The following is a 24188-nucleotide window of genomic DNA, read 5'->3' as shown; positions in this document are numbered from 1 at the left end:
AAAATTAACCTTGCTCTTCTGTAGTTCTTAAATTTTGAACGTACTTGGCTTTAATGTTTTTAGCACGATTTGTTACTGAAGGTTTTATGAATTGTTTACGTGCACGCAAATTTTTCATCGTTTTTGTACGATCAAATTTTCTTTTATAACGTTTTAACGCCCTATCAATATTTTCTCCGTCTTTTATTGGTATAATTAACATAGTATAGCACCTCCTTTCAAACTGTTCTCTTTTAAATTTTTGGAATGCAAATATACATCTATTTATATTATATACTATAAATATGACAAAATAATTGTAGCTAGAATTATTTCGCTGGTTTATATTCCTTTTTATCAATAATCATTTTTGCAATAATTTCTCTCAAAATCTCTGAAGTCCCTCCTCCGATTGGGCCAAGACGACTGTCTCTTAACAATCTTGCCATGGGATAATCTTCCATATAACCATAACCGCCTAAAAACTGCAGGCATTCATAAATTACATTGTCCGCTATTTTGGTTGAAACCAATTTAGACATGCTCGCTTCTTTTACAATATACTGACCTTCATTCAATCTTTTGGCTACGGAATAATTAAATTCTTTGCACATTTCAACTTCACTGGCCAAATCGGCAATTTTATGTCGCAATGCCTGAAATTGATCTATTGATTTACCGAAAGCATGGCGTTCAGACATATATTGCATCGCGTAATCCAAAGCATATTCTGATCTTGCGTGCGCATTGATTCCCATCACCAAGCGCTCCAAGGCAAAATGATTCATAATATATTGAAAACCTTTTCCTTCGTCACCCATTAAATTTTCAGCAGGAATCACCACGTTATCAAAAGCGATTTCAGCCGTATCTGAGGCTCTCCAGCCTAACTTATCTAATTTTGTTGCCGAAATTCCCGGTGTATTTCTATCCATTATAAAAATACTGATACCTTTGTTTCTGGCTGCCAGATTTGTTTTTGCAGTAACTATTAAATAATCTGAATAAACACCGTTGGTAATAAATGTTTTTGAGCCGTTAATTACATAAGTATCACCTTTTTTAACTGCTGTTGTTCTCATTGCAGCGACATCAGAGCCCCCAATTGGTTCCGAAATGCACAAACAACCTGTTTTTTCGCCTTCAATACTTGCTGTTAAATAGTTCTTTTTTATGGCTTCGCTTCCCTCTTTTTCCAAATGAGTCATCGCTAAATAAGCATGTGCCCACATCGCTGCCGCAAAACCTCCCGAATTCACTTTTTGAAGTTCTTCTAAAAATATAACGGTATAAAAAATATCCAGACCTAAACCACCATTTTCTTCAGAAACATTTAATCCGAAATATCCCATTTCTCCAAACTTCTTCCAAATAAAGCGTTCTACAGTCCCGGTTTTTTCCCATTTATCTATGTGAGGAACTACTTCCTTCTGCAAAAAATCCTGAAAACTTTTTCTGAATGCCTGGTGTTCTTCTGTAAAATACATACTATTCATAGGGGCTGTTAGCTTAAAATATTAGTTTTATTATTTAGCATCCAAATATAACGCTATTCTGTTAAATTTATCTAGAGGAAAACCATCAATTTTTTTCAGTTCTTGTATGGACTGTATTTCAGCAACCTGATTTTTATAATTGAAGATTTTTTTGGTAAGTTCATAATCTAAATAAACAATGGACAACACTTCTTTAAAAGTAGCAGTATTGATGTTGATCTTTTGAATTTTCGGCAGGTTTGTGACTTCAAAATACTGCAAAACTTTACCAGCAATTTCTTTATCCAGCGCCCAAACTTCATATACTTGATCATTTATTGAAAATCCCTGCAATTTTGTTCTATAGTCAATTATTCTTTTTGCCAATTTCTCTCCAATGCCGTTAATCATTTTCAAATCTTCTGCAGAAACTGAGTTGATATCTTTTTTCAGGATTGATTTTTCTATCGTGATTTTTGAATAGGGTTTTTCAATGATATTCTTTGAAGTTGTCCATTCAGGAAATTTAAAATAGGGACTTATTGCAGCCAATAAACTATCGTTTACACCTGTTGTTTCCTGAAATTGTTTTGTTGAATTGATATAATTTCCTTTTGCACGAAACGCGAGCAATTTATCAATTTCATCAAGGCCCATTCCAAGTTGATGCCCCTTAAAGTCTGTTATAAAATTGGGATTGAATGGATAAATTTTCGGAATGCGGTTTTCCAGTTCCACCCTCTTTAACGAATCCATTTCATGTTGAAAAGCAACAATTTCGTTTTGAGACACCGCATTGGTTTCATCCGAAGAAAAATCTACAAAAAAGAAAATACCTTGAAGAAAAACAATAAACAACAGTAAAAAGAAAATCCCATTTCTTTGGCTTGTATTGTACCTGAAATGGGATTTTAGTGTATTCATTTTAATTTTTATCTTATTTTTTTTGTGAGGCTTTGTGCTTTATAAAGTTCTCCCGCTTTCAGTTTGCGCCAATATTCGTTCAAATCTCCTTTTACTTCACCAGACATTAAATACAATCCTATAATGTTTGGAAATGCCATAGCAAGAATCATCATATCAGAAAAGTCTAAAACAGCGCCCAAACTCACTGATGCACCTACAACAACAAATACTAAGAAGAACATTTTATAAATCATTTCAGCTTTTTTGCTTTTTCCGAATAAATAAGTCCAAGCTCGCATTCCATAATAAGACCAAGAAATCATCGTAGAAAAAGCAAACAAAAAGATTGCGACAGTCAATACATAAGGGAACCACGAAATTACGGTACCAAAAGCATCGGAAGTTAATTGAGCTCCGCCCATTCCTGATACTTCATGTTTACCAGTGAAAATTAACACCAAAGCCGTTAAAGTACAAACTACAACTGTGTCAATAAAAGGTTCTAATAAAGATACAAATCCTTCAGAAGGCGGATTGTTCGTTTTTGCCACACTGTGCGCAATTGCTGCAGAACCAACCCCAGCTTCATTAGAAAAAGCGGCTCTTTGAAAACCTACAATCAATACACCTATAATACCACCTTTTAAGGCAGACGGATTAAATGCCCCGTCATATATCGCAGCAAATGCAGGACCTATATTTTCAATATTTATAATAATTACGGCCAAACAGGCAACAACATAAATTGATGCCATAATAGGAACGATTTTTTCAGTAACCTTAGCAATACTTTGAATACCACCAACAATAACAGCAGCAACAAGCAAAGAAATAACGGTTCCAAACCAAAATCCATAACCAACCAATTCTGGAATTTGCCCCGAAACAGCCTCAAATGCCTGATTGGCTTGAAACATATTACCGCCACCAAATGAAGCGCCAACACATAACACCGCAAACACACCGGCCAAAACTTTTCCTAAAACTTTTTTGTTTTGTTTTTCCAACCCATTGCGCAAATAATTCATAGGACCACCAAAAACCCTTCCGTCAGCAGCTATATCCCGATATTTCACACCTAAAGTACACTCCACAAATTTGGAAGACATCCCTAATAATCCGGCAAGAATAATCCAGAAAGTAGCACCTGCGCCACCTAAGGAAATCGCTACCGCGACCCCGGCAATATTTCCTAAACCAACAGTTCCTGAAACCGCAGTGGCAAGTGCCTGGAAATGGGTAACCTGGCCAGGAGCGTTTGGATCATCATATTTTCCACGAGCCAAATCAATGGCATGCCTAAATCCTTTTATATTTATAAATCCCATTCGAATTGTAAAGAACAAGGCGCCAATAGACAACCATATCACAATAAATGGAATATTCTTTTTTTGAATGTCTCCATTTGGATGGAGCAAAGCTATTTTTTCATCATAATAAACAGCTGCATAATTGTGTGCTCCTTCCTCAATAACATCTCCTTTATTGGAAGAATCGTATATAGAGCCGCCTTCTTTTGCCAGGTGTTTTAAAGTCCCGTCCACAAAAGCCATTCCTATGATTTCTGAATCACCTCTAGAAATAATTGCGATGGTGTCTCCCTCCTGAACTTTAGCGCCATCTTCAACCACCCATTTTTTAATCAAAAACGATCCTTTTATCCCCGGACTCCATCCAGGAATAGGAATAGTCTTTTTTTCAACATAGATATTTGGATCATAAATTCCAACTGCGGAAAATGGATCCCAAAATAACACCATAGCAATGGCGTTTACAACTGGGGTAAAAGTACCGTTAAACCGCTCGGAAATATTTTCCATAGGAACGGTATATTCTTTAGTGACCGTTTTTCCTGAAGCATCCGTTATCAGAACACTATAAGGCAAGCCTTCTACCAATCCGAAAGCTTTATTGGAAGCTAAAGGGGCGCTTTGATTGCTCCACTTGTAAGTATATGGAGGTGTACCGCCAAAAACATTAACGTCTATAATTCCGTCGTTAATTAATTTGGACGGATTTACAACATTTTCATTTACAGTAAAATCTTGGGAAAAAGCCACTGCAGAAAACAGCAGAAGGATTGGTATAATAAATTTTGAATTCATAGTTTATAAGTTGGTTAGAATATCTTGCTAAAAAGCCTCCAAGATGCTAAAAAATTTAGCTTGCCACAAATTTTTAGTGCGAAACTTATTTATTTTTTGTTAAGTACCTAATAATGAACGTTATAATATTTCTCTTAATTTTCTAATTTGATTGGGGCGGCCAAGCACAATTAGATTGGAATTTAATGTTAGTTCTGTTTCTGATTCCGGATTTACAATGTATTGATTAGTTGCAGTTTTAAAACCTATTATTGAACAGCCCGTTCTTCTGCGTAAATCCAAATCTCTTATGGTTTTGTTTAAAAATTCTGGCGGCAGGTCATTTACCGAAATTTCTTCTAAATTTGTCGAACCTTCATCAAGCATTGTTAACCTGTCAACAAATTCAACTAAATCGGGAGTTACTACCAATGATGCCATATGCATACCTCCTATTTTATCGGGCATTATAATGTTGTTTGCCCCTGCAATTTTTAATTTATTTATAGATGATTCATTTGAAGCCCTGCTTATAATAATCATGTTTTTATTCAACTGTCTTGCAGAAAGCACAACAAACAAATTATCGGCATCAGAAGACAAAGCTGTAATTAAACTCTTGGCATTATGCACTGCTGCTTTCTTTATTGACTCATCTTCTGTTGCATCGCCTTCAACATAAAGTATATTGTCGCGCTCCAGTTCTTCAATTAAAGCTTTGTCCTTTTCAATAACTACGCAAGGCATTTTAAAACTCTTTAACTTTATAACTGCCTGTTTACCATTACGGCCATAACCACAAACAATGGCGTGATTTTCTAGTTTTTGAATCTTTTTTCGCACCCTTTTTTCATTTAATTGTTGAAGAAATTTTTCGCTGATCAAATATTCAGATAAAACGGTAACTGAATATACATAAAACACGATACTTATAATTATTAAAAATATCGTAAAAATCTTTTCTGTCTCATTTAATTCGTGAAGTGTGCCATAGCCTACGGTTGACATGGTTATTACGGTCATATATAATGAATCTACAAAAGTTTCATTAGAAATAATCATAAAACCGGAAACTCCTATTAAAACAACAATAATTAACAGCGTAATTGAAATGTATAATTTTGTTTTAAATATCATAAGTTGTCATAGATCAAAAACAGATTTTCGTTTGGTGTAAACCATATCTTTCAGTCGCAATAAAAAAGCAAGTGTCAAGTATATTCCGAAGGAAAAACCCAAGGTAACAAATGAAATATAAATAAAAAATAAACGCACATTGGATACGTCAATTCCTAATTTATCGGCAAATCTTGAGGACACCGCAAATCCATGTTTTTCAAAAAAATGACGCAAAGAAACTATCCAACCCACAAACTATAAATTTTGATGCAATATACTAATTTTCAAAATAAAGATGTAACTGTATGCCAAAATTGTAGTGACATTTTTTTAACTTTGCAACTTTCCGGAAAACCAATGACAAAACAGATAGAATATATTGAAGTTTTGGGAGCGCGAGTCCATAATTTAAAAAATGTTGATGTTCGTATTCCCAGAGAAAAATTGGTTGTAATTACCGGTTTAAGCGGCAGCGGGAAATCGTCATTGGCGTTTGACACTATTTATGCTGAAGGCCAGCGCAGATATATTGAAACTTTTTCGGCGTATGCTAGGCAATTTTTAGGAGGTTTGGAACGACCTGATGTTGATAAAATTGACGGACTTTCTCCTGTTATTTCCATTGAACAAAAAACAACTAATAAAAGCCCGCGCTCCACAGTGGGAACCATCACGGAAATTTATGATTTTTTGCGCTTGCTTTATGCCCGGGCAGCAGATGCTTATTCGTATAACACCAATGAGAAAATGGTAAGTTATGCTGATGCGCAAATAAAAGAACTTATCTTAAAGGAATTTGACCAAAAAAAAATAGTGATTTTGGCACCCGTCGTTAAATCGAGAAAAGGGCATTACAGAGAACTTTTTGAACAAATTTCAAAACAGGGATTTGTGCGTGTCAGAGTTGACGGTGAACTTATGGAGATTACGAAAGGAATGCGCCTCGACCGTTACAAAACCCACGATATTGAAATTGTAATAGACCGGTTAACGGTAAATCAATCTTCTGAAAAAAGAGTGGAAGAAAGCATCACAACAGCCTTATATTCGGGCGACAATGTTGTGATGATTCTAGAGCACGAAACAAACAATCCGCGTTACTTCAGCAGCGATTTAATGTGTCCGACCACAGGAATCTCATACCCAAACCCTGAGCCAAATTCGTTCTCTTTCAATTCTCCAAAAGGCGCTTGTGAAACTTGTAACGGATTGGGAAAACTAGATAAAGTCAACATCAAAAAAATAATTCCAAACCCTTCGATTTCAATTAAAAATGGTGGCATCAAACCCATTGGGGAACAAAAAAACAGCTGGATTTTCAAACAGCTTCAGTTAATTGCCAACCGCTATAATTTTCAATTAAATGATCCTATATCAAAAATCCCAAGTGAAGCCTTAGAAATTATTTTATATGGAGGCAGCGAAAAATTTGATATTGTTTCAAAAACCGCAGGAATTACACGCAATTACGAAATTGATTTTGAAGGAATCATTCATTTTATTGAAAATCAACACAATACAAGTGATTCAGCTTCCATCAAACGTTGGGCAAAAGAATTTATGGACGAGATTAATTGTGAAACCTGCGATGGGAAACGACTTAAAAAAGAAGCATTATTCTTTAAGGTCAATGACAAAAACATCTCGGAACTGGCGCAACTCGACATTAACGAACTTTCTAATTGGTTTTCAAGTATTGAAGAAAAATTAACTGAAAAACAGGTAAAAATCGCTTCAGAAATACTAAAAGAAATTAGGACCAGAATTCAGTTTTTATTGAATGTTGGTTTGGATTATCTAGCCCTCGACAGAAGCTCAAAATCACTGTCTGGCGGTGAAGCACAACGAATTAGACTTGCAACACAAATTGGTTCTCAATTGGTTGGCGTGCTTTATATTTTGGATGAGCCGAGCATTGGCCTGCACCAACGTGATAATCAAAAATTGATTAACTCGCTGTTAAATTTAAGAGATATTGGAAACTCTGTAATTGTTGTGGAACACGATAAAGAAATGATTCAGAATGCCGATTTTGTGCTGGATATTGGTCCAGGCGCGGGCATTCATGGGGGAGAAATTGTAAGCGAAGGAACTTTTGAAGAATTAAAACAACATCATACCTTAACTGCCGATTATTTAAATGGTACAAAATCTATTGAGGTTCCTAAAAAAAGAAGAACAGGAAACGGACATAAAATCATATTAAAAGGTGCTTCAGGCAATAATTTAAAAAATATCACGGTTGAATTTCCCTTAGGAACATTTATTTGTGTTACAGGGGTTTCAGGCAGCGGAAAATCGACTTTAATTAACGAAACTTTATACCCTATTTTAAACGAACACATTTACAACGGAGTAAAAAAACCAATGCCTTACAAAAGTATTGCAGGTTTGGAGCATATAGACAAAGTAATTGCGATAAATCAATCGCCAATCGGAAGAACACCACGTTCAAATCCGGCCACTTACACCGGTGTTTTTAGCGAAATCAGAGATTTGTTTTCCAAAACAAGCGAGGCTTCAATAAGGGGTTACAAACCTGGCCGATTTTCATTTAACGTTAAAGATGGTAGATGCGAAACTTGTCAAGGCGGCGGTGTTCGCGTGATAGAAATGAACTTTTTGCCCGATGTTCAAGTGGAATGCGAAACTTGTCAGGGAAAACGCTTCAACAGAGAAACTCTGGAAATCAGATACAAAGGGAAATCAATTTCCGACGTATTAAATATGACCATTGAAGAAGCGACTTCCTTTTTTGAGCTCATTCCTAAAATTCATCGAAAACTAAAAACAATTCATGATGTTGGGTTGAGTTATATTAAACTAGGACAGCAATCTACAACACTCTCCGGAGGCGAAGCACAACGGATAAAATTAGCGTCTGAATTGGCAAAAAAAGACACAGGAAACACTTTTTATATTTTAGACGAACCTACCACCGGACTTCATTTTGAAGATATTCGCGTACTTATGGAAGTTTTGAATAAATTGACAAATAAAGGCAATACAATTCTCGTTATAGAACATAATTTAGATGTCGTAAAACTTGCAGATCATGTTATAGATATCGGAATGGAAGGCGGCAAAAAAGGAGGAAATTTAATTTGTTTCGGTACTCCTGAAGCAGTAAGTGAACATAAAAAAAGCTATACAGCCAAATTCTTAAAAAAAGAATTAAATTAGCCCGTATATTTTTACAGAAAATCCTTAATTTTAGAAATTAAAAAAGAAATTAGAACCTAATTATGACAAATGACGACAGACAAATAAGGGATAAATTCAAACAAAAAACCTGGAATGAAATTAAAACCAACGACTCCTGGGCCATATTTAAAATTATGGCAGAGTTTGTTGAGGGTTTTGAGCGCCTTGGTAAAATTGGACCTTGCGTAACTATTTTTGGATCAGCACGTGTAAAACCAGATCATAAATATTACATACTTGCCGAAAATATTGCTTATAAATTAACCACTCATGGTTATGGAGTTGTTACCGGAGGTGGTCCCGGAATTATGGAAGCCGGAAATAAAGGTGCGCAACGTGGCAAAGGCATCTCTGTTGGTTTAAATATTGAATTACCAATGGAGCAACATAACAATCCATATATTGATTCCGACAAAAGTTTAGATTTTGATTACTTTTTTGTTCGTAAAGTCATGTTTGTAAAATACTCACAGGGATTTGTGGTTATGCCCGGAGGTTTTGGAACCATGGATGAGCTTTTTGAGGCAATTACATTAATTCAAACAAAAAAAATTGGTAAATTTCCCATTATATTGGTTGGAACAAAATATTGGTCTGGACTTGTTGATTGGATTAAAAACACGCTGGTGAATGAAGGAAGCATTCACTTGGATGATCTTGATTTAATTTCTATTGTTGATACTGAAGATGAAGTTTTGGATGTAATTAATACCTTTTATAAAAAATACAGTTTAAGCCCTAATTTCTAAGAAGGCCCTTTGAAAAAATATATTTTTTTAACGCTTATATCTAGTATTATTTGTTTGAATAACACGTATTCCCAAACAAACAGCACCAGTATACTTGCCGTTTTAAATACGCAGACAAATGAACTTAAAATACAGCAGGAGATTGTTTTTCACAACAAGTCAGACAGTATTTTAAGTTCGGTTTATTTCCATAATTGGGCAAATGCCTATAAAGATAAAAATACCCCGTTAGCCAATCGTTTTATAGAAAACTACTCAAACTCATTTCATTTTACCTCGGAAAAAAACAGAGGAAACTCCAAAATTAATAGCGTTTATGTTAATTATGACCTTGTTATATGGGAAATTAATGATAAAAATCCGGATATCTTAAAAATTAACCTGAAAGAAGCCTTAATTCCAAAAGATTCCATAAAAATAATTGCAACGTATTCGGTAAAAATACCCAATGATAAGTTTACAGATTATGGAGCGAATAGAACCGGTTATAATTTACGTTACTGGTACTTAATTCCGGCTATTTTTAATGATAAATGGCAGATTTACAACAATCTGGATATGGATGATTTGTATGTTGATTTTACAAATTATTTAATAAACATAAGGGTTCCGAAAGATTTTGTGGTAAATAGCGATTTAATAATTTCTGTCGATTCTCTAACCAATTTCACCAGTTATAAATTAACTGGAAAAAAAAGACAGGATATTGCATTAAACATCACAAAAGAAAATGATTTCACGGAGTATAGATCTAGTCCTGTTGCCGTAGTAACCAATATGGATTCTAAAAAATTAGATCCTAATCTCAAAACCGAAATCATCAATAGAGAGCTCTCTTTTATTCAATCTTATTTGGGGGCATATCCGCACAAAAAACTTTTTATAAATAAAATTGAATATGAAAAAAACCCAGTATATGGGTTTAACCAATTGCCTTCCTACTTAAAACCCTTCAGTGATTCTTTTGAATTTGACATTCAACTGTTCAAAATTCTAAGCAGAAAATATATAGACAACGTTTTTTTGTTTAATCAAAGAGAAGATGCTTGGCTTGCCGATGGTTTACAAACCTATTTAACGATTAAATATGTTGAAAAATATTATCCCGAAGTTAAAGCCATTGGTGATATTTCAAAACTTTTTGGCATTAGAAGCTTTAATCTGTCCAAAATTAGTTTTAACGAGAAATACCCTTTTGTTTACCAATTTGCCGCCAGAAAAAATCTGGATCAACCATTAACGACCCGCGCCGATTCCCTGTCAAATTTCAATAGAAAAATTGTAAATAAATATAAGGCTGGCTTAGGAATTCAATATTTAGAAAATTATTTAGGAGAGGCCAAAATCTCAGAAGCTATTCTCAGTTTTTCAAAAAAATATACCGGAAAAAATACAAATAGCGATTTCTTTTTAAATTTAATTGATACACCTAAGGATATTGACTGGTTTAAAACAGCTTATTTGAATACCAGTAAAAAAATAGATTATACCATTAAAAAAATAGTCAAAAAAAATGATTCCCTTGAAGTCAGTATTTTAAATAAACGGGGATTTACGGCACCTATTCAACTGTATGGCATTAAAAATAAAGAAATCAGATTTAAAAAATGGATTGATGGCATAGATTCATTAACAACAATTACCATTCCTGCCAATGGTTTTGACAGGCTTTCATTAAATCATGAATTCCATGTGCCCGAATATAATTTAAGAAACAATTGGAAAAATATTGACAAAAAATTATTTAACAGACCGTTGCAGTTAAAGTTTATGAAGGATATAGAAGACCCTTATTACAATCAGTTTTTTTATACGCCTGAAGCCAGATACAATTTTTATGACGGTTTGATTTTAGGATTGAGCATTTCAAACAAAACATTATTAAAAAAGAGTTTTCTTTATAAAGTGACCCCTTCATATGGAACAAAAAGCAATTCGTTTTCCGGTAGTTTTTCGATGCTTTATGAATACCTGCCTGAAAACAAAAAAATTAATAAATTTTTGGCTGGAATTTCGGGTAGCAGTTTTCAGTATGCAAAAGAACTTTCTTACACCACTTTAACTCCGTTTGCCCTTCTCGAATTTAAACGAAAAAGCCTAAGAGATGTGAGTAGCAGTGCCATTTTAACATCTTTTACTTTGGTAGATAGGGAAAAGTCACCAACACAGGTACAACATATTGAAACCAACAAATACAATGTATTCAATTTAAGCTACGGATATTCAAAGCCCAATATTATAGAAGATATTAGATTTTCGGGTGGGCTTCAGGTTGCTGATAAATTCAGCAAACTTTCGGCAACGGCACATTACAGAATATTGACAGACACCAATAGACAATTTGATTTCAGAGTTTTTGCAGGAGCATTTTTGTCCAATAAAACCGAAACGGATTTCTTTAGTTTTGCCCTTGACAGGCCAAGGGATTATTTATTTCAGTATGAATATTTGGGAAGATCGGAAACTACAGGTATTCTAAGCCAGCAAGTAATCATAAATGAAGGTGGTTTTAAATCAAAACTTCCAGTAGCTTATGCAAATCAATGGCTTACAACCATAAACTCAAGCGTTGGATTATGGCGTTGGATTGAATTATATAATGATGTTGGTTTTGTGAAAAACAAAAAAGAAAAAGTTTATTTCGCCTACGAAAATGGGGTTAGACTAAACTTCATACAAGATATATTAGAAGTGTATTTTCCTTTTTATTCCAATTTAGGTTGGGAATTGTCACAACCCCATTACAGCACCAAAATTAGATTTGTATTGGTAATAAACCCTAAGAAAATCTATAATTTCGCGAAAAGAGGTTTCTATTGATTTTAAATTCAACTGAATAAAAATATAGGTTTAAAATTTCAAATTTTAACCTACTTCATTTTTTTTGATTATTTTTAAACTTATATTCATTTTTTAAATCCAATTTTAAATACCTTTTAAAATTGTAACTTTGCACCTACTAAAAAAAATCAAAAACATGCAGGTAAAATCTACATCCACAAACCAAGAACAATTATCTTTTAATCAGTTTAAAAAAGAAGTCCTGCACGATTACCAAATTGCGGTGACAAGTAGAGAGTGCAGTTACTTGGGCCGTAGAGAAGTTTTAACCGGAAAGGCAAAATTTGGTATTTTTGGAGATGGCAAAGAAGTGCCGCAATTGGCTATGGCGAAAGCTTTCAAAAAAGGTGATTTTAGATCGGGTTATTATCGTGATCAAACTTTTATGATGGCGATTGGTGAATTAACGCCACGACAATTTTTTGCAGGTTTGTATGCACATGCCGATATTAATGCTGAGCCAATGTCGGGCGGAAGACAAATGGGCGGTCATTTCGCAACCCATAGTTTGGATGAAAATGGCCATTTTAAAAACTTAACAGAACAATACAATTCAACCGGAGATATTTCACCAACAGCAGGCCAAATGCCCAGAATGCTTGGAATTGCACAGGCTTCAAAAATATTTCGAAACATTCCTGAATTAAAAAAGCCGAAATTTTCAAACAACGGAAATGAAGTTTCTTGGGGAACCATTGGAAACGCAAGCACTTCCGAAGGCTTGTTTTTTGAAACCATAAATGCAGCCGGCGTATTACAGGTTCCTATGATTATTAGTGTTTGGGATGATGATTATGGTATTTCGGTTCCTGCAAAATATCAAACCACCAAAGAAAGTATTTCTGAGATATTAAAAGGATTTCAACGGAATGAAACTGAAGATGGATTTGAAATTTTTGTGGTTAAAGGCTGGGATTATCCCCAGTTGATTTCGGTATACAATAAAGCGGCAAAAATAGCGCGTGAAGAACATGTTCCTGTACTAATTCACGTAAAAGATTTAACACAGCCGCAAGGCCATTCAACTTCCGGTTCGCACGAACGTTATAAATCTAAAGAGCGTTTAATTTGGGAAAAACAAAATGACTGTTTGGCCAAAATGCGTGATTGGATTATTGAATTCGAATTAAAAGACAGCAACAATAACTTGCTGCGTTTTATTGATGACGAAGAAGAATTAATAAAAATAGAAAAAGAGGCAAAAAAAGAGGTCAATCAAGCCAGGAGAGATGCTTGGAATGCTTTTTTAAACCCGGTTAGGGAAGAAAAAATTAAGGTAATTCAATTGCTCGTGAACCTTTCCGAAAAAAGCCATAACAAATCTTTTATCGTTAAATTAAAAAACGATTTGTCCGCCATAATTGACACTTCAAGAAAAGATCTTTTAGTTGCTGCGAGAAAATCCATTGTGTATGTAAGAGATGAAAAATCTGCTGAAAAAACACAACTTCAAAATTGGATTACCCATTATTTAAAAACAGAACAACAAAACTACAGTTCCTTTTTATACAGCCAAAGTGACAAAAAAGCAAGCCATGTAAAAGAAGTTTTACCAACTTATGATGCAAACGCAGAGCTGGTTGACGGAAGAATAATTATAAAAGACAATTTTGACATTCTGTTTTCAAAGTATAACGATTTATTCATTTTTGGTGAAGATGCAGGAAATATTGGCGATGTGAATCAGGGTCTTGTAGGTCTTCAGGAAAAATATGGGAAACTTCATGTTGCCGATACAGGAATTAGAGAAGCAACTATAATAGGCCAAGGAATTGGAATGGCGCTTAGAGGATTGCGACCAATTGCTGAAATTCAATATTTGGATTATTTATTATATGCTGTACAAATACTTAGCGATGATCTGGCAACGCTGCATTACAGGACCGTAGGCAAACAAAAAGCCCCGTTAATTGTTAGAACCCGTGGTCACCGTTTGGAAGGGATCTGGCATTCTGGATCACCTATGGGCGCTATTGTGCATTTATTAAGAGGAATGAATATTTTGGTTCCGAGAAATATGACAAAAGCTGCCGGATTTTACAATACTTTATTGGAGTGTGATGAGCCTGCTTTAATTGTTGAAAATTTAAACGGATACCGACTTAAGGAAAAATTCCCTAACAATTTAGGAGAATTTAAAACACCCATTGGCATTGTCGAAACCATTAGAACCGGTACTGATGTTACTGTAGTTTCTTATGGCTCAACATTAAAACTAGTAGAAGATGTGGTCAATAGTTTAAAACAGGTTGATATTGATATCGAAATAATTGATGTTCAAAGTCTGCTGCCTTTTGACAACAATAAAGATGTTGTTAAAAGTATCAAAAAAACAAACAGGTTAATTATTATTGATGAAGATGTTCCCGGAGGCGCTTCGGCCTATTTATTAAATGAAATTTTGGAAAAACAAAATGCCTATGCCTATTTAGACAGCAAACCGGTTACTTTAACTGCCAAACCACACAGAGCAGCTTATGGAACTGATGGCGATTATTTTTCAAAACCCAATGAAGAAGATATTTTTGAAGCAATTTATAGTATTATGAATGAGGCAAATCCAACAAAATATAAACCATTGTATTAATGTAACACAAATTACATTTTAAAATTTATCAATAAAAACACCCTCTTGGGTGTTTTTATTTTTAGCAAATCATTTAAAAGTATCGGAAAACTTTTCGTATTGATATTTATCATTCTTTTTACAATAAATAACCCATATCTTTGAGAATACTAAAATTACAGTAGAATAATCATATATAAATTTATTGATATGGCAAAAGTAAAAGGAGCTATAGTTGTTGATACGCAAACCTGCAAGGGCTGCGAAGTTTGTATTCCTGTTTGTCCGGAAGATGTGATTGGCATGTCAACAAACATAAACAGAAAAGGCTATCACTATGCTTATATGAAAAACCCTGAAGCTTGCACAGGCTGCACAAACTGTGGAATTGTATGTCCAGACAGAGCAATCTCCGTATACAGAGTAAAAGTTTCAGCATAACCATTAAAACATTTCAAAGAATGTCAGAATTAAAATTAATGAAAGGTAACGAAGCCTTGGCTGAAGCTGCAATTAGGGCTGGAGTTGATGGTTATTTCGGTTATCCTATAACACCACAAACAGAAATTATTGAATATTTAATGACCGAACGTCCCGAAAAAAGAACGGGGATGGTTGTTTTACAAGCTGAAAGCGAAATAGCAGCAATAAACATGGTTTACGGCGCTGCAAGTACCGGTAAAAAAGCAATGACTTCATCATCAAGTCCTGGGATTTCTCTTAAACTTGAAGGAATCTCCTATTTAGCAGGTGCAGAATTGCCTGCAGTAATTGTCAATGTTGTTCGCGGCGGACCAGGATTGGGAACTATTCAACCTTCTCAGGCCGACTATTTTCAATCGGTAAAAGGCGGCGGACATGGAGATTACAAACTCTATGTTTTAGCACCGGCATCGGTTCAGGAAATGTCGGATTTTGTAGAAGACGCCTTTGATATTGCTTTTAAATATCGCGCCCCTGTTTTAATTCTTTCCGATGGATTAATTGGCCAAATGATGGAAAAGGTAATTCTTAAACCACAAAAACAAAGAATGACCGATAAGGAGCTGATCGAAAAATATGGCGATTGGGCAGTAACCGGAAGAAAAGGAAGAGAACGTAATATTATTACGTCTCTCGATTTACAATCGGAAAAAATGGAAGCCAGAGTTCATAGGTTAATGAAAAAATATGAACAAATGGAAAAAGAGGATTTGCGTTTTGAAAAAATAAACTGTGATGACGCGGAATATTTAATTGTTGCATATGGGTCAAGTGCAAGAATTTCACAAAAAGCGGTAGAATTGGGAAGAGCAAAAGGAATAAAAGTGGGTCTATTACGACCAATAACCTTATTTCCTTATCCTAAACAAGCCCTATTTGAATTGGCCGATCAGGTAAAAGGAATTTTAAGCGTTGAATTAAATGCCGGTCAGATGGTAGAAGATGTAAGGCTTTCTGTTGAACATAAAGTACCTGTTGAACATTTTGGCAGAACCGGAGGAATTATTCACACTCCAGAAGAAATTTTAGAAGCTTTAGAACAAAAAATTATTAAACATGGAAGTATTAAACATCATAAAACCAGAGAATCAAGTATTCTGTAAATCAAAATTAATGACCGACAACGCCCTGTCTTATTGTCCGGGTTGTGGTCATGGCACTGCGCACAATTTAACTATGGAAGTCATTGATGAAATGGGAATTTCAGAAGAAACCATTGGTGTTGCACCAGTTGGCTGCTCTGTTTTGGCCTATGATTTTATGAATATAGATATGACACAAGCTGCCCATGGACGCGCACCAGCAGTAGCAACAGCTATTTCAAGACTTTGGCCTGAAAAATATGTGTTCACTTACCAGGGCGACGGTGATTTGGCCGCTATCGGAACTGCAGAAACCATTCACGCATGCAACAGAGGAGAAAATATTGTCATTATTTTTGTAAATAACGGTATTTATGGAATGACAGGCGGGCAAATGGCACCAACAACTTTAGCAGGAATGAAATCTTCCACATCACCTTATGGAAGAGACATTGAAACAATGGGTTCACCACTAAAAATAACAGAGTTAATCGCCAATCTTCCCGGTGTTTATTACGTAACCCGTCACGCTGTTCATACGCACAAACACGCGCGTAAAGCTAAAAAAGCGATTCAAAAAGCATTTGAAAACACTCGGCTGAACAAAGGAATTTCCTTTATTGAAATCGTGTCAAACTGCAACTCCGGTTGGAAAATGGGACCAAATGAATCAAATATTTGGATGGAAGAAAATATGTTCCCATACTTTCCGCTAGGTGATATAAAAGTAGATGGTATCTTAAAAAAATAAAAAATGACAGAAGAAATTATTATCGCAGGTTTTGGTGGACAAGGAGTGCTGTCAATGGGGAAAATATTAGCCTATTCTGGCATCATGCAAGATCAGGAAGTGAGCTGGATGCCTTCTTACGGACCGGAAATGCGCGGTGGAACTGCAAATGTTACCGTTATTTTAAGTGATGAAAAAATTAGTTCTCCATACTTAAAAATAGTGGATACCGCCATTATTTTGAATCAGCAGTCCATGGATAAATTTGAGGAATCCGTAAAACCTGGAGGCATTTTAATTTATGATCCCAATGGAATTACTGCACATCCCACAAGAACAGATATCAAAATTTTCCAAATTGAAGGCACAAAACTGGCTTCAGAAATGGGAAATAAGAAAATTTTTAATATGATTATTTTGGGTGGCTATCTAAAAGTAAAACCCATTGTAAAATTAGAAAATGTGATTGAAGGCCTAAAAAAATCAATCTCTGAACGTTACCATAACCTAATTCCGTTAAATTTGGAAGCCATCACCATGGGAATGAAAAATATTGTTCCTTATAAAGTTAAGGAGCACATGTTTCAAAATTAGTTTTTAATTGTTCTTTATTTCAAAATTCGGTTATTTTTTGTTTCTTTATACCACCAATAACCGAATTTTTTATGGCTTCAATTTTAGTGACCGGCGGAACCGGATTAATAGGAAAAAAAGTTTGCGAATTACTTAGAAACAAAGGCCATATAGTTGCCGTATTAAGCAGAAACCAAAACATAAAACCCAATACATATTATTGGAATCCAGATACGCGTTACATAGATGCAAAAGCCATTATTGAAGCAGATTATATTATTCATTTGGCAGGCGCAGGCATTGCTGATGAACGCTGGACTGCAGAAAGAAAGCGGGTTTTAATAAACAGCCGGGTTGAAACCGCCAATCTTATATTTGAAAAAGTGAAAGAATTAAATCCCAACTTAAAAGGATTTATTGCAGCTTCCGGAATTGGCTATTACGGTGCGACAACTTCAGAAAAAATTTATAATGAGAATCACGCTCCCGGAGAAGATTTCATCAGTGATATTTGTAAAGTTTGGGAAAAAGCTTCAACCCAATTTAATGCACTAAACATAAAAACCGTCATTTTTAGAACTGGCGTAGTATTTTCAAGTAATGGCGGTGCTTTAGAGAAATTAAGCAAGCCCATAAAATTTGGTGTTGGCGCTGCACTTGGAAACGGCAAACAATATATTCCCTGGATTCATGAAGATGACTTAAGCAATATGTACGTTGAAGCCATTGAAAATAATGAATTAAATGGAATTTATAATGCCGTGGCTCCAGAGCACATCACCAATAAATCACTCACCAAAAATATTGCAAAAAAACTTAAAAAACCATTATGGCTACCCAATATTCCAGCTTTCTTTTTAAAACTAATTTTGGGAGAAATGGCCTTAATAATATTGGAAGGGAGCCGTATTTCATCAGAAAAAATAGCGTCAACAGGATTTAAATTTAAGTTTCCAACCATAGAAACAGCCTTGAAAGATTTAATCAATTAACCAAATTGTCAATGATTTTTCTTACCGATAAAATTTCTTTGGTATGCTCAATACTTGGTCCGGCCACCCAAACTGTTTTATAAGTTACCTTTGTTGCGGCATTTTCGGTTGCTTTCATTCCTATTGAAAACCGAATCATTTTAACCCACTTTTTAAACTTTTTATTTTTATTTAATACCGTTTCAATCCATGTTTGCTTTGTCCCTGTTTTTTGTACATAAGGCGTGTTAATTACGGTACAAGGCGTTCCGGAAATTCGCTCGGTCATCACAATATCTTCGGCACCATAATCCACACAAGCTTGTTTATATTCTTGTGTTACCCCTGCCTCTAAAGAAGCAATAAAAGGACTTCCTACGGATACACCTTCGGCGCCATAACTTGTCATTTTGTCAATGTCAGCTTTGCAGCCTACGCCTCCGGCAGAAATTACAGGAATCTTGCAATTGGCAACCAATAACTTTATCAACGCTTCAGGAGACGAATTTCCCCTATGGCCACCTGCTTCATTATTTACAGCAATAATGGCATCAGCACCTAAACTTTCTACTTTTTGTGCAAAGTTTAAATCCGTTACATCACAAAAAACCTTAATATTATTTTTATGAGCCATTTTAATGGTTGCTTCCGGATTCCCAAGCGATGTTATAATAAAATCTGCACCTTCGTTGCAAATAACTTCTAACTGACCTTTATATTTTATGTTCGATTTGTTTACAATCAAATTAAAACCGAATGATCCACCTTCCGTTTTTGCTGCTTTCAGTTCCTTTATAGCTGATTTTAAATCGTTGAGTGTTCTGTAATTTAATGCAGGAATACAACCTGCAATGCCGCCTTTCATCCCTTCAACAACCATAGATGTATTGGAAACTAAAAACATGGGTGCTTGAATAATGGGGTGTTTTATGTTTAAAAGCTGCGTTAATTTAGTTGAATTCATAATTATAATTTGACCAAATATACTAAATATTATGCACGCATAACAATAACTATTTAAACAAAAAACGCTTCCAAAATTGGAAGCGTTTTTTTCTTTATTTCAACAAAGATTAATCTTCTTTTACTTCTTCAAAGTCAACATCTTCTACATGGTCTCCCTCACCTTTAGGTTGTCCATTTCCTGTATCACCTGCAGGAGCACCTTGTGTTTCTTGTTCGGCTTTGTACATTTCTTCGCTGGCAACTTTCCAAGCTTCATTAATTTTTTCCATTGCAGCATCAATTTGTGCAATATCTTTTGTTTCATGAGCTTTTTTCAATTCAGCAAGTGCAGCTTCGATTGGGCCTTTTTTATCATCCGACAATTTTTCTCCAAATTCTTTTAATTGTTTTTCAGTTTGGAAAATCATCGAATCTGCCGCATTGATTTTTTCAGCAGTTTCTTTTGCTTTTTTATCTAAATCAGCATTTGCTTCCGCATCGGCTTTCATTTTTTTGATTTCATCCTCAGTCAATCCAGAAGAAGCTTCAATTCTGATATCCTGTGTTTTTCCTGTGGCTTTATCGCCGGCAGTTACGTGAATAATACCATTGGCATCAATATCAAAAGTTACTTCAATTTGAGGTGTTCCTCTTTGTGCCGGCGGAATGCCATCCAAATGGAAACGTCCAATTGTTTTATTATCGGCTGCCATTGCGCGTTCACCCTGCAACACGTGAATTTCTACAGATGGCTGATTGTCTGCCGCTGTTGAAAATACTTGTGATTTTTTAGTTGGAATGGTCGTGTTTGCCTCAATTAATTTGGTCATCACATTTCCCATAGTTTCAATACCCAGTGAAAGCGGCGTAACGTCTAACAACAATACATCTTTCACATCACCAGATAATACACCTCCTTGAATAGCGGCACCAATAGCAACGACTTCATCAGGATTCACCCCTTTTGACGGTGATTTTCCGAAGAATTTTTCTACAGCTTCAACAACAGCAGGAATACGGGTTGATCCACCAACCAAAATAATTTCATTAATATCACCTACTTTTAAACCGGCACCTTTAAGCGCAGTTTTACAAGGTTCAATAGTTCTTTTGATTAAATCATCGATTAATTGTTCAAATTTAGCTTTGGTTAAACTGCGAACCAAATGTTTTGGACCACTTGCAGTGGCAGTTACATAAGGTAAATTAATTTCAGTTGTTGCAGATGATGACAATTCAATTTTGGCTTTTTCAGAAGCTTCTTTTAAACGTTGCAATGCCATTGGATCTTTACGTAAATCAATACCTTCTTCAGCATTAAACTCTGCTGCCAACCAATCTATAATTTTTTGGTCAACATCATCCCCACCTAAATGGGTATCTCCATCAGTTGACAATACTTCAAATACGCCATCTCCCAATTCTAATATGGAAACGTCATGCGTTCCTCCACCAAAGTCAAAAACAACAATTTTTTGATCGATTCCTTTTTTATCTAAACCATAAGCCAATGCCGCAGCAGTAGGCTCGTTGATAATACGGCTAACTTTCAATCCGGCAATTTCTCCAGCTTCTTTAGTGGCCTGACGTTGTGCGTCATTAAAATATGCAGGCACTGTTACAACTGCTTCCGTTACTTCTGTACCTAAATAATCTTCAGCAGTTTTCTTCATTTTTTGAAGAATCATTGCTGAAATTTCTTGAGGCGTATACAATCTTCCGTCGATATCTACACGAGGGGTGTCATTATCTCCTTTTACGACTTTATACGGTACGCGCTCTGCTTCCATTTTAGATTCAGAATATTTGTTCCCCATAAAACGTTTAATCGAATAAACTGTTTTTAAAGGATTTGTAACAGCCTGACGTTTAGCAGGATCACCCACTTTTCTTTCTCCTCCTTCAATAAATGCTACAATAGAAGGTGTTGTTCTTTTCCCTTCTGCATTAGGAATTACAACGGGTTCGTTTCCTTCCATTACGGCGACACACGAGTTGGTTGTTCCTAAATCTATTCCTATAATTTTACCCATAACGATATATATTTAATTTTATGATTTTATATTTTTAAACTCAGAATTACATTATTCAATGATTATGCCATTACAAAAATTATGTCAACTTGTCATAATTATCACAAATGACTTCCTTTATTTGTCACTGAACCCGCTTTGTGTAGCATAAATTTCATAAAAATGATAGGGATATATCGCAATATTATATATTTACATACTTTTTAATAAACGGTAAAAATGGAGTGTATTTCGATTTTTGATATGTTAAAGATAGGAATCGGTCCTTCAAGTTCACATACTTTGGGTCCATGGCGGGCTGCTGAAAGATGGATTAATCATCTTAAAAAAGAAAATAATTTCACCAAAGTTACGTCAATAAAGGTCGATTTATATGGTTCTCTTTCATTAACCGGCAAAGGCCATGCTTCTGATTTGGCCATACTTTTGGGCTTGTCAGGAAAGGACCCGGAACATATTCCTACTGAAGCAATTATTCCTGTAACAAAAACAATTCAAACCGATAAAAAAATAAATTTTGGAGGAACAAATTTAATTGCATTTGACGCAACTGCAGACATAATTTTTAACAGAGAGTTTTTGCCATTTCATGCAAACGGAATAAAATTTACTGCGTATGAAAAAAGTGTGGAAATTTCTTCAGATACCTATTACTCCATTGGTGGCGGATTTGTCGTGAGAGAAGAATTGATCCACGCCAAAGAAAACATTAAAATTCATAAAACCTTTCCCTATCCAATACAAATAGCCAAAGAATTGGCGCTTTATTGTAATCAGGAAAATTTAAAAATATCAGAAATTGTTTTGGAAAATGAAAGATCGTTAAAAAGCGATGAGGAAATTGACCATCAAATTAATAGAATTTGGAATACCATGCTTGAGTGCATGTATATTGGTTGCCATACATCCGGAACGCTTCCTGGCGGATTGAATGTAAGACGCCGAGCCTATGACATTCATCAAAAATTACATATTGATTTCACCTACAACTCTCCTGCTGAATGGTTACAATCCATAAGAAAAACTGAAATTAAGTTTAGGGAAATTTTAAAATGGGTAAGTTGTTTGGCCTTAAGCGTAAACGAAGTAAATGCATCGTTAGGAAGGGTTGTAACCGCGCCAACAAATGGAAGCGCAGGCGTGATTCCTGCTGTTTTAATGTATTATATGGTTATTGAAAATCACCAGGCGAATTTTGAACATGTGAAACAATTTTTATTGGTCGCCGGAGAAATTGGCAGCATCTTTAAAAAAGGCGCAACCATTTCAGCAGCTATGGGAGGCTGCCAAGCAGAAATTGGCGTATCATCGGCCATGGCGGCAGGTGCATTAACAGAATTGCTTGGCGGAAGCCCGGAACAAGTTTTAATGGCCAGTGAAATTGCGATGGAACATCATTTAGGACTAACCTGTGATCCCATTGGCGGCTTGGTGCAAATTCCTTGCATTGAACGCAATGCCATGGGCGCCATAAAAGCCATCCATGCAGCTGAGTTGGCATTGGAATCTGATGCTTTAAATGCCAAAGTACCGCTGGATAAAGTTATTGCAACTATGTGGGAAACAGCAAAAGACATGAATTCAAAATACAAAGAAACTTCAGAAGGCGGTTTGGCCGTAAGTGTTAATATTTCAGATTGTTAGCGAAAATTTATTTTTTATCAATATTATTTTTTAACTTTAAGTAGAGAATTCTATTTTTAATTTAAATAATTGTAATCATGAGTAAATTCGATGAAAAAATTGCACTTTATCAAAGTGAAATGAAGAAATTGGGTCTTAAATTTGATGCCGATTTATTGACAAAAGTAACTAAAGGCTTAGGGCCTTCAATTTACAAAGCTGATGCTGAAACTGTATCAGGTTCCGATAAAAAGGAACTTGAGACTTTAAAAAAGAACTTTTTGATGAAAAAATTAGGATTGACTGACAGTCCGAAATTAGACCATGCAGTTGAATCTGTAATTGAAAAGGTAGGAAAATCAAACAGAAATAAATACAGAGCTATTGTTTATTATGAATTGGTAAAAGAATTGGGCCAAGAGTCTAAGTACAATTAGTATTTATATATAAATAAGAAACCCGCAATTTGCGGGTTTCTTATTATCCTTTTTTTGATTATTCAATATTGAAGTATTTTAATGAATTGGATTAATCTTCCTCCCCGTCACTTTCCTCATCTGCGATATCTTCAATATCACTGTCATATACATCCTCAAAATTATCCTCATCAGCATCATAGTCCTCCATGGTTTCTTCCAGTTTCAGACTTATTTTAACAAGATATATCGTATCCTCAAAACTTACCTCCACTGCCCTAACCGTTTCACCTTTAGCGTTTTTAAAGGTAATGATGTCTTTATACCCATATCCGGTTGGAAATTTTTCAACCAATAAGTCTAATATCTCACTTGTTAATTTACTATAATCTACTATTACTCTTTTCAT

At 35.1% G+C, this 24188-nt stretch carries 20 protein-coding genes; 11 read left to right on the top strand and 9 right to left on the bottom strand.

Annotated elements, in window-relative coordinates; translation table 11 throughout:
• Positions 1-4: 4 nt before the first annotated feature.
• From rpsU to ABY285_RS03515, 6 genes are all read right to left on the bottom strand, one after another.
• Positions 5-202, bottom strand: a complete 198-nt coding sequence (rpsU, locus tag ABY285_RS03540; RefSeq protein ID WP_372767088.1) for a 30S ribosomal protein S21 — start codon at positions 200-202, stop codon at positions 5-7.
• Positions 203-308: 106 nt separating this feature from the next.
• Positions 309-1475 carry an acyl-CoA dehydrogenase family protein gene (locus ABY285_RS03535; RefSeq protein WP_372767086.1) on the bottom strand — a complete coding sequence of 389 codons (1167 nt, stop codon included), beginning with the start codon at positions 1473-1475 and terminating at the stop codon, positions 309-311.
• 30 nt (positions 1476-1505) lie between these two features.
• A complete protein-coding gene (locus ABY285_RS03530) occupies positions 1506-2378 on the bottom strand; it encodes a ComEA family DNA-binding protein (RefSeq protein ID WP_372767084.1) in 873 nt (290 codons plus the stop codon).
• A gap of 8 nt (positions 2379-2386) precedes the next feature.
• Entirely contained in the window at positions 2387-4465 is a 2079-nt protein-coding gene (locus tag ABY285_RS03525; RefSeq protein ID WP_372767082.1) for an amino acid carrier protein, read from the bottom strand.
• A 120-nt stretch (positions 4466-4585) separates the two neighbouring features.
• Entirely contained in the window at positions 4586-5581 is a 996-nt protein-coding gene (locus ABY285_RS03520) for a TrkA family potassium uptake protein (RefSeq protein ID WP_372767080.1), read from the bottom strand.
• A gap of 6 nt (positions 5582-5587) precedes the next feature.
• Positions 5588-5815: a PspC domain-containing protein gene (locus ABY285_RS03515; protein WP_372767078.1), complete on the bottom strand. Its 228-nt coding sequence runs from the start codon at positions 5813-5815 to the stop codon at positions 5588-5590.
• 105 nt (positions 5816-5920) lie between these two features.
• Here ABY285_RS03515 and uvrA point away from each other — a divergent pair, with 105 nt between their 5' ends.
• The 9 genes from uvrA (at position 5921) to ABY285_RS03470 (ending at position 18783) form a co-directional block, all read left to right on the top strand.
• A complete protein-coding gene (uvrA, locus tag ABY285_RS03510) occupies positions 5921-8746 on the top strand; it encodes an excinuclease ABC subunit UvrA (RefSeq protein ID WP_372767076.1) in 2826 nt (941 codons plus the stop codon).
• A gap of 62 nt (positions 8747-8808) precedes the next feature.
• Complete coding sequence (locus ABY285_RS03505; RefSeq protein WP_372767074.1) at positions 8809-9516, top strand: TIGR00730 family Rossman fold protein; 708 nt, start codon at positions 8809-8811, stop codon at positions 9514-9516.
• Positions 9517-9570: 54 nt separating this feature from the next.
• On the top strand, positions 9571-12336 hold the full coding sequence (locus ABY285_RS03500) for an aminopeptidase (RefSeq protein ID WP_372767072.1): 2766 nt from the start codon (positions 9571-9573) through the stop codon (positions 12334-12336).
• 157 nt (positions 12337-12493) lie between these two features.
• Positions 12494-14944: a thiamine pyrophosphate-dependent enzyme gene (locus ABY285_RS03495; RefSeq protein WP_372767070.1), complete on the top strand. Its 2451-nt coding sequence runs from the start codon at positions 12494-12496 to the stop codon at positions 14942-14944.
• Between the two features lie 189 nt (positions 14945-15133).
• Positions 15134-15364, top strand: a complete 231-nt coding sequence (locus ABY285_RS03490) for a ferredoxin family protein (RefSeq protein ID WP_372767068.1) — start codon at positions 15134-15136, stop codon at positions 15362-15364.
• A 20-nt stretch (positions 15365-15384) separates the two neighbouring features.
• Positions 15385-16509 (top strand): 3-methyl-2-oxobutanoate dehydrogenase subunit VorB, encoded by a 1125-nt coding sequence (locus ABY285_RS03485; RefSeq protein WP_372767066.1) that lies wholly within the window; start codon positions 15385-15387, stop codon positions 16507-16509.
• Entirely contained in the window at positions 16463-17239 is a 777-nt protein-coding gene (locus tag ABY285_RS03480) for a thiamine pyrophosphate-dependent enzyme (protein ID WP_372767064.1), read from the top strand. Before ABY285_RS03485 ends, ABY285_RS03480 begins: the two co-directional genes overlap by 47 nt.
• A gap of 3 nt (positions 17240-17242) precedes the next feature.
• Complete coding sequence (locus ABY285_RS03475; protein WP_372767062.1) at positions 17243-17812, top strand: 2-oxoacid:acceptor oxidoreductase family protein; 570 nt, start codon at positions 17243-17245, stop codon at positions 17810-17812.
• 71 nt (positions 17813-17883) lie between these two features.
• A complete protein-coding gene (locus tag ABY285_RS03470) occupies positions 17884-18783 on the top strand; it encodes a TIGR01777 family oxidoreductase (protein WP_372767060.1) in 900 nt (299 codons plus the stop codon).
• Here ABY285_RS03470 and ABY285_RS03465 read toward each other — a convergent pair.
• Entirely contained in the window at positions 18776-19726 is a 951-nt protein-coding gene (locus ABY285_RS03465) for an NAD(P)H-dependent flavin oxidoreductase (protein ID WP_372767058.1), read from the bottom strand. The two genes, ABY285_RS03470 and ABY285_RS03465, sit on opposite strands and share 8 nt — an antisense overlap.
• A gap of 109 nt (positions 19727-19835) precedes the next feature.
• Positions 19836-21740, bottom strand: coding sequence for a molecular chaperone DnaK (gene dnaK, locus ABY285_RS03460; RefSeq protein ID WP_372767056.1), 1905 nt, complete (start codon positions 21738-21740; stop codon positions 19836-19838).
• Between the two features lie 219 nt (positions 21741-21959).
• Between dnaK and ABY285_RS03455 the strand changes: the two genes are divergently transcribed.
• Together ABY285_RS03455 and ABY285_RS03450 are read left to right on the top strand one after the other, a co-directional pair.
• Complete coding sequence (locus ABY285_RS03455; protein WP_372767053.1) at positions 21960-23384, top strand: L-serine ammonia-lyase; 1425 nt, start codon at positions 21960-21962, stop codon at positions 23382-23384.
• 77 nt (positions 23385-23461) lie between these two features.
• Positions 23462-23800 (top strand): DUF2853 family protein, encoded by a 339-nt coding sequence (locus ABY285_RS03450; protein WP_372767051.1) that lies wholly within the window; start codon positions 23462-23464, stop codon positions 23798-23800.
• 91 nt (positions 23801-23891) lie between these two features.
• Here the strand turns inward: ABY285_RS03450 and ABY285_RS03445 are convergent, their stop codons facing one another.
• Positions 23892-24188, bottom strand: a complete 297-nt coding sequence (locus tag ABY285_RS03445) for a hypothetical protein (RefSeq protein WP_372767049.1) — start codon at positions 24186-24188, stop codon at positions 23892-23894.

Origin of the sequence: Lutibacter sp., assembly GCF_041555395.1 — a bacterium.
Taxonomy (GTDB): domain Bacteria; phylum Bacteroidota; class Bacteroidia; order Flavobacteriales; family Flavobacteriaceae; genus Lutibacter.
This window is presented reverse-complemented; position numbering and strand designations above follow the sequence as displayed.

What these genes read in the sequence shown, in the direction of transcription:
- rpsU (WP_372767088.1), bottom strand. Translation starts at nt 202, where the DNA reads ATGTTAATTATACCAATAAAAGACGGAGAAAATATTGATAGGGCGTTA.
- ABY285_RS03535 (WP_372767086.1), bottom strand. Translation starts at nt 1,475, where the DNA reads ATGAATAGTATGTATTTTACAGAAGAACACCAGGCATTCAGAAAAAGT.
- ABY285_RS03530 (WP_372767084.1), bottom strand. Translation starts at nt 2,378, where the DNA reads ATGAATACACTAAAATCCCATTTCAGGTACAATACAAGCCAAAGAAAT.
- ABY285_RS03525 (WP_372767082.1), bottom strand. Translation starts at nt 4,465, where the DNA reads ATGAATTCAAAATTTATTATACCAATCCTTCTGCTGTTTTCTGCAGTG.
- ABY285_RS03520 (WP_372767080.1), bottom strand. Translation starts at nt 5,581, where the DNA reads ATGATATTTAAAACAAAATTATACATTTCAATTACGCTGTTAATTATT.
- uvrA (WP_372767076.1), top strand. Translation starts at nt 5,921, where the DNA reads ATGACAAAACAGATAGAATATATTGAAGTTTTGGGAGCGCGAGTCCAT.
- ABY285_RS03505 (WP_372767074.1), top strand. Translation starts at nt 8,809, where the DNA reads ATGACAAATGACGACAGACAAATAAGGGATAAATTCAAACAAAAAACC.
- ABY285_RS03495 (WP_372767070.1), top strand. Translation starts at nt 12,494, where the DNA reads ATGCAGGTAAAATCTACATCCACAAACCAAGAACAATTATCTTTTAAT.
- ABY285_RS03490 (WP_372767068.1), top strand. Translation starts at nt 15,134, where the DNA reads ATGGCAAAAGTAAAAGGAGCTATAGTTGTTGATACGCAAACCTGCAAG.
- ABY285_RS03485 (WP_372767066.1), top strand. Translation starts at nt 15,385, where the DNA reads ATGTCAGAATTAAAATTAATGAAAGGTAACGAAGCCTTGGCTGAAGCT.
- ABY285_RS03480 (WP_372767064.1), top strand. Translation starts at nt 16,463, where the DNA reads ATGGAAGTATTAAACATCATAAAACCAGAGAATCAAGTATTCTGTAAA.
- ABY285_RS03475 (WP_372767062.1), top strand. Translation starts at nt 17,243, where the DNA reads ATGACAGAAGAAATTATTATCGCAGGTTTTGGTGGACAAGGAGTGCTG.
- ABY285_RS03470 (WP_372767060.1), top strand. Translation starts at nt 17,884, where the DNA reads ATGGCTTCAATTTTAGTGACCGGCGGAACCGGATTAATAGGAAAAAAA.
- ABY285_RS03465 (WP_372767058.1), bottom strand. Translation starts at nt 19,726, where the DNA reads ATGAATTCAACTAAATTAACGCAGCTTTTAAACATAAAACACCCCATT.
- dnaK (WP_372767056.1), bottom strand. Translation starts at nt 21,740, where the DNA reads ATGGGTAAAATTATAGGAATAGATTTAGGAACAACCAACTCGTGTGTC.
- ABY285_RS03455 (WP_372767053.1), top strand. Translation starts at nt 21,960, where the DNA reads ATGGAGTGTATTTCGATTTTTGATATGTTAAAGATAGGAATCGGTCCT.
- ABY285_RS03450 (WP_372767051.1), top strand. Translation starts at nt 23,462, where the DNA reads ATGAGTAAATTCGATGAAAAAATTGCACTTTATCAAAGTGAAATGAAG.
- ABY285_RS03445 (WP_372767049.1), bottom strand. Translation starts at nt 24,188, where the DNA reads ATGAAAAGAGTAATAGTAGATTATAGTAAATTAACAAGTGAGATATTA.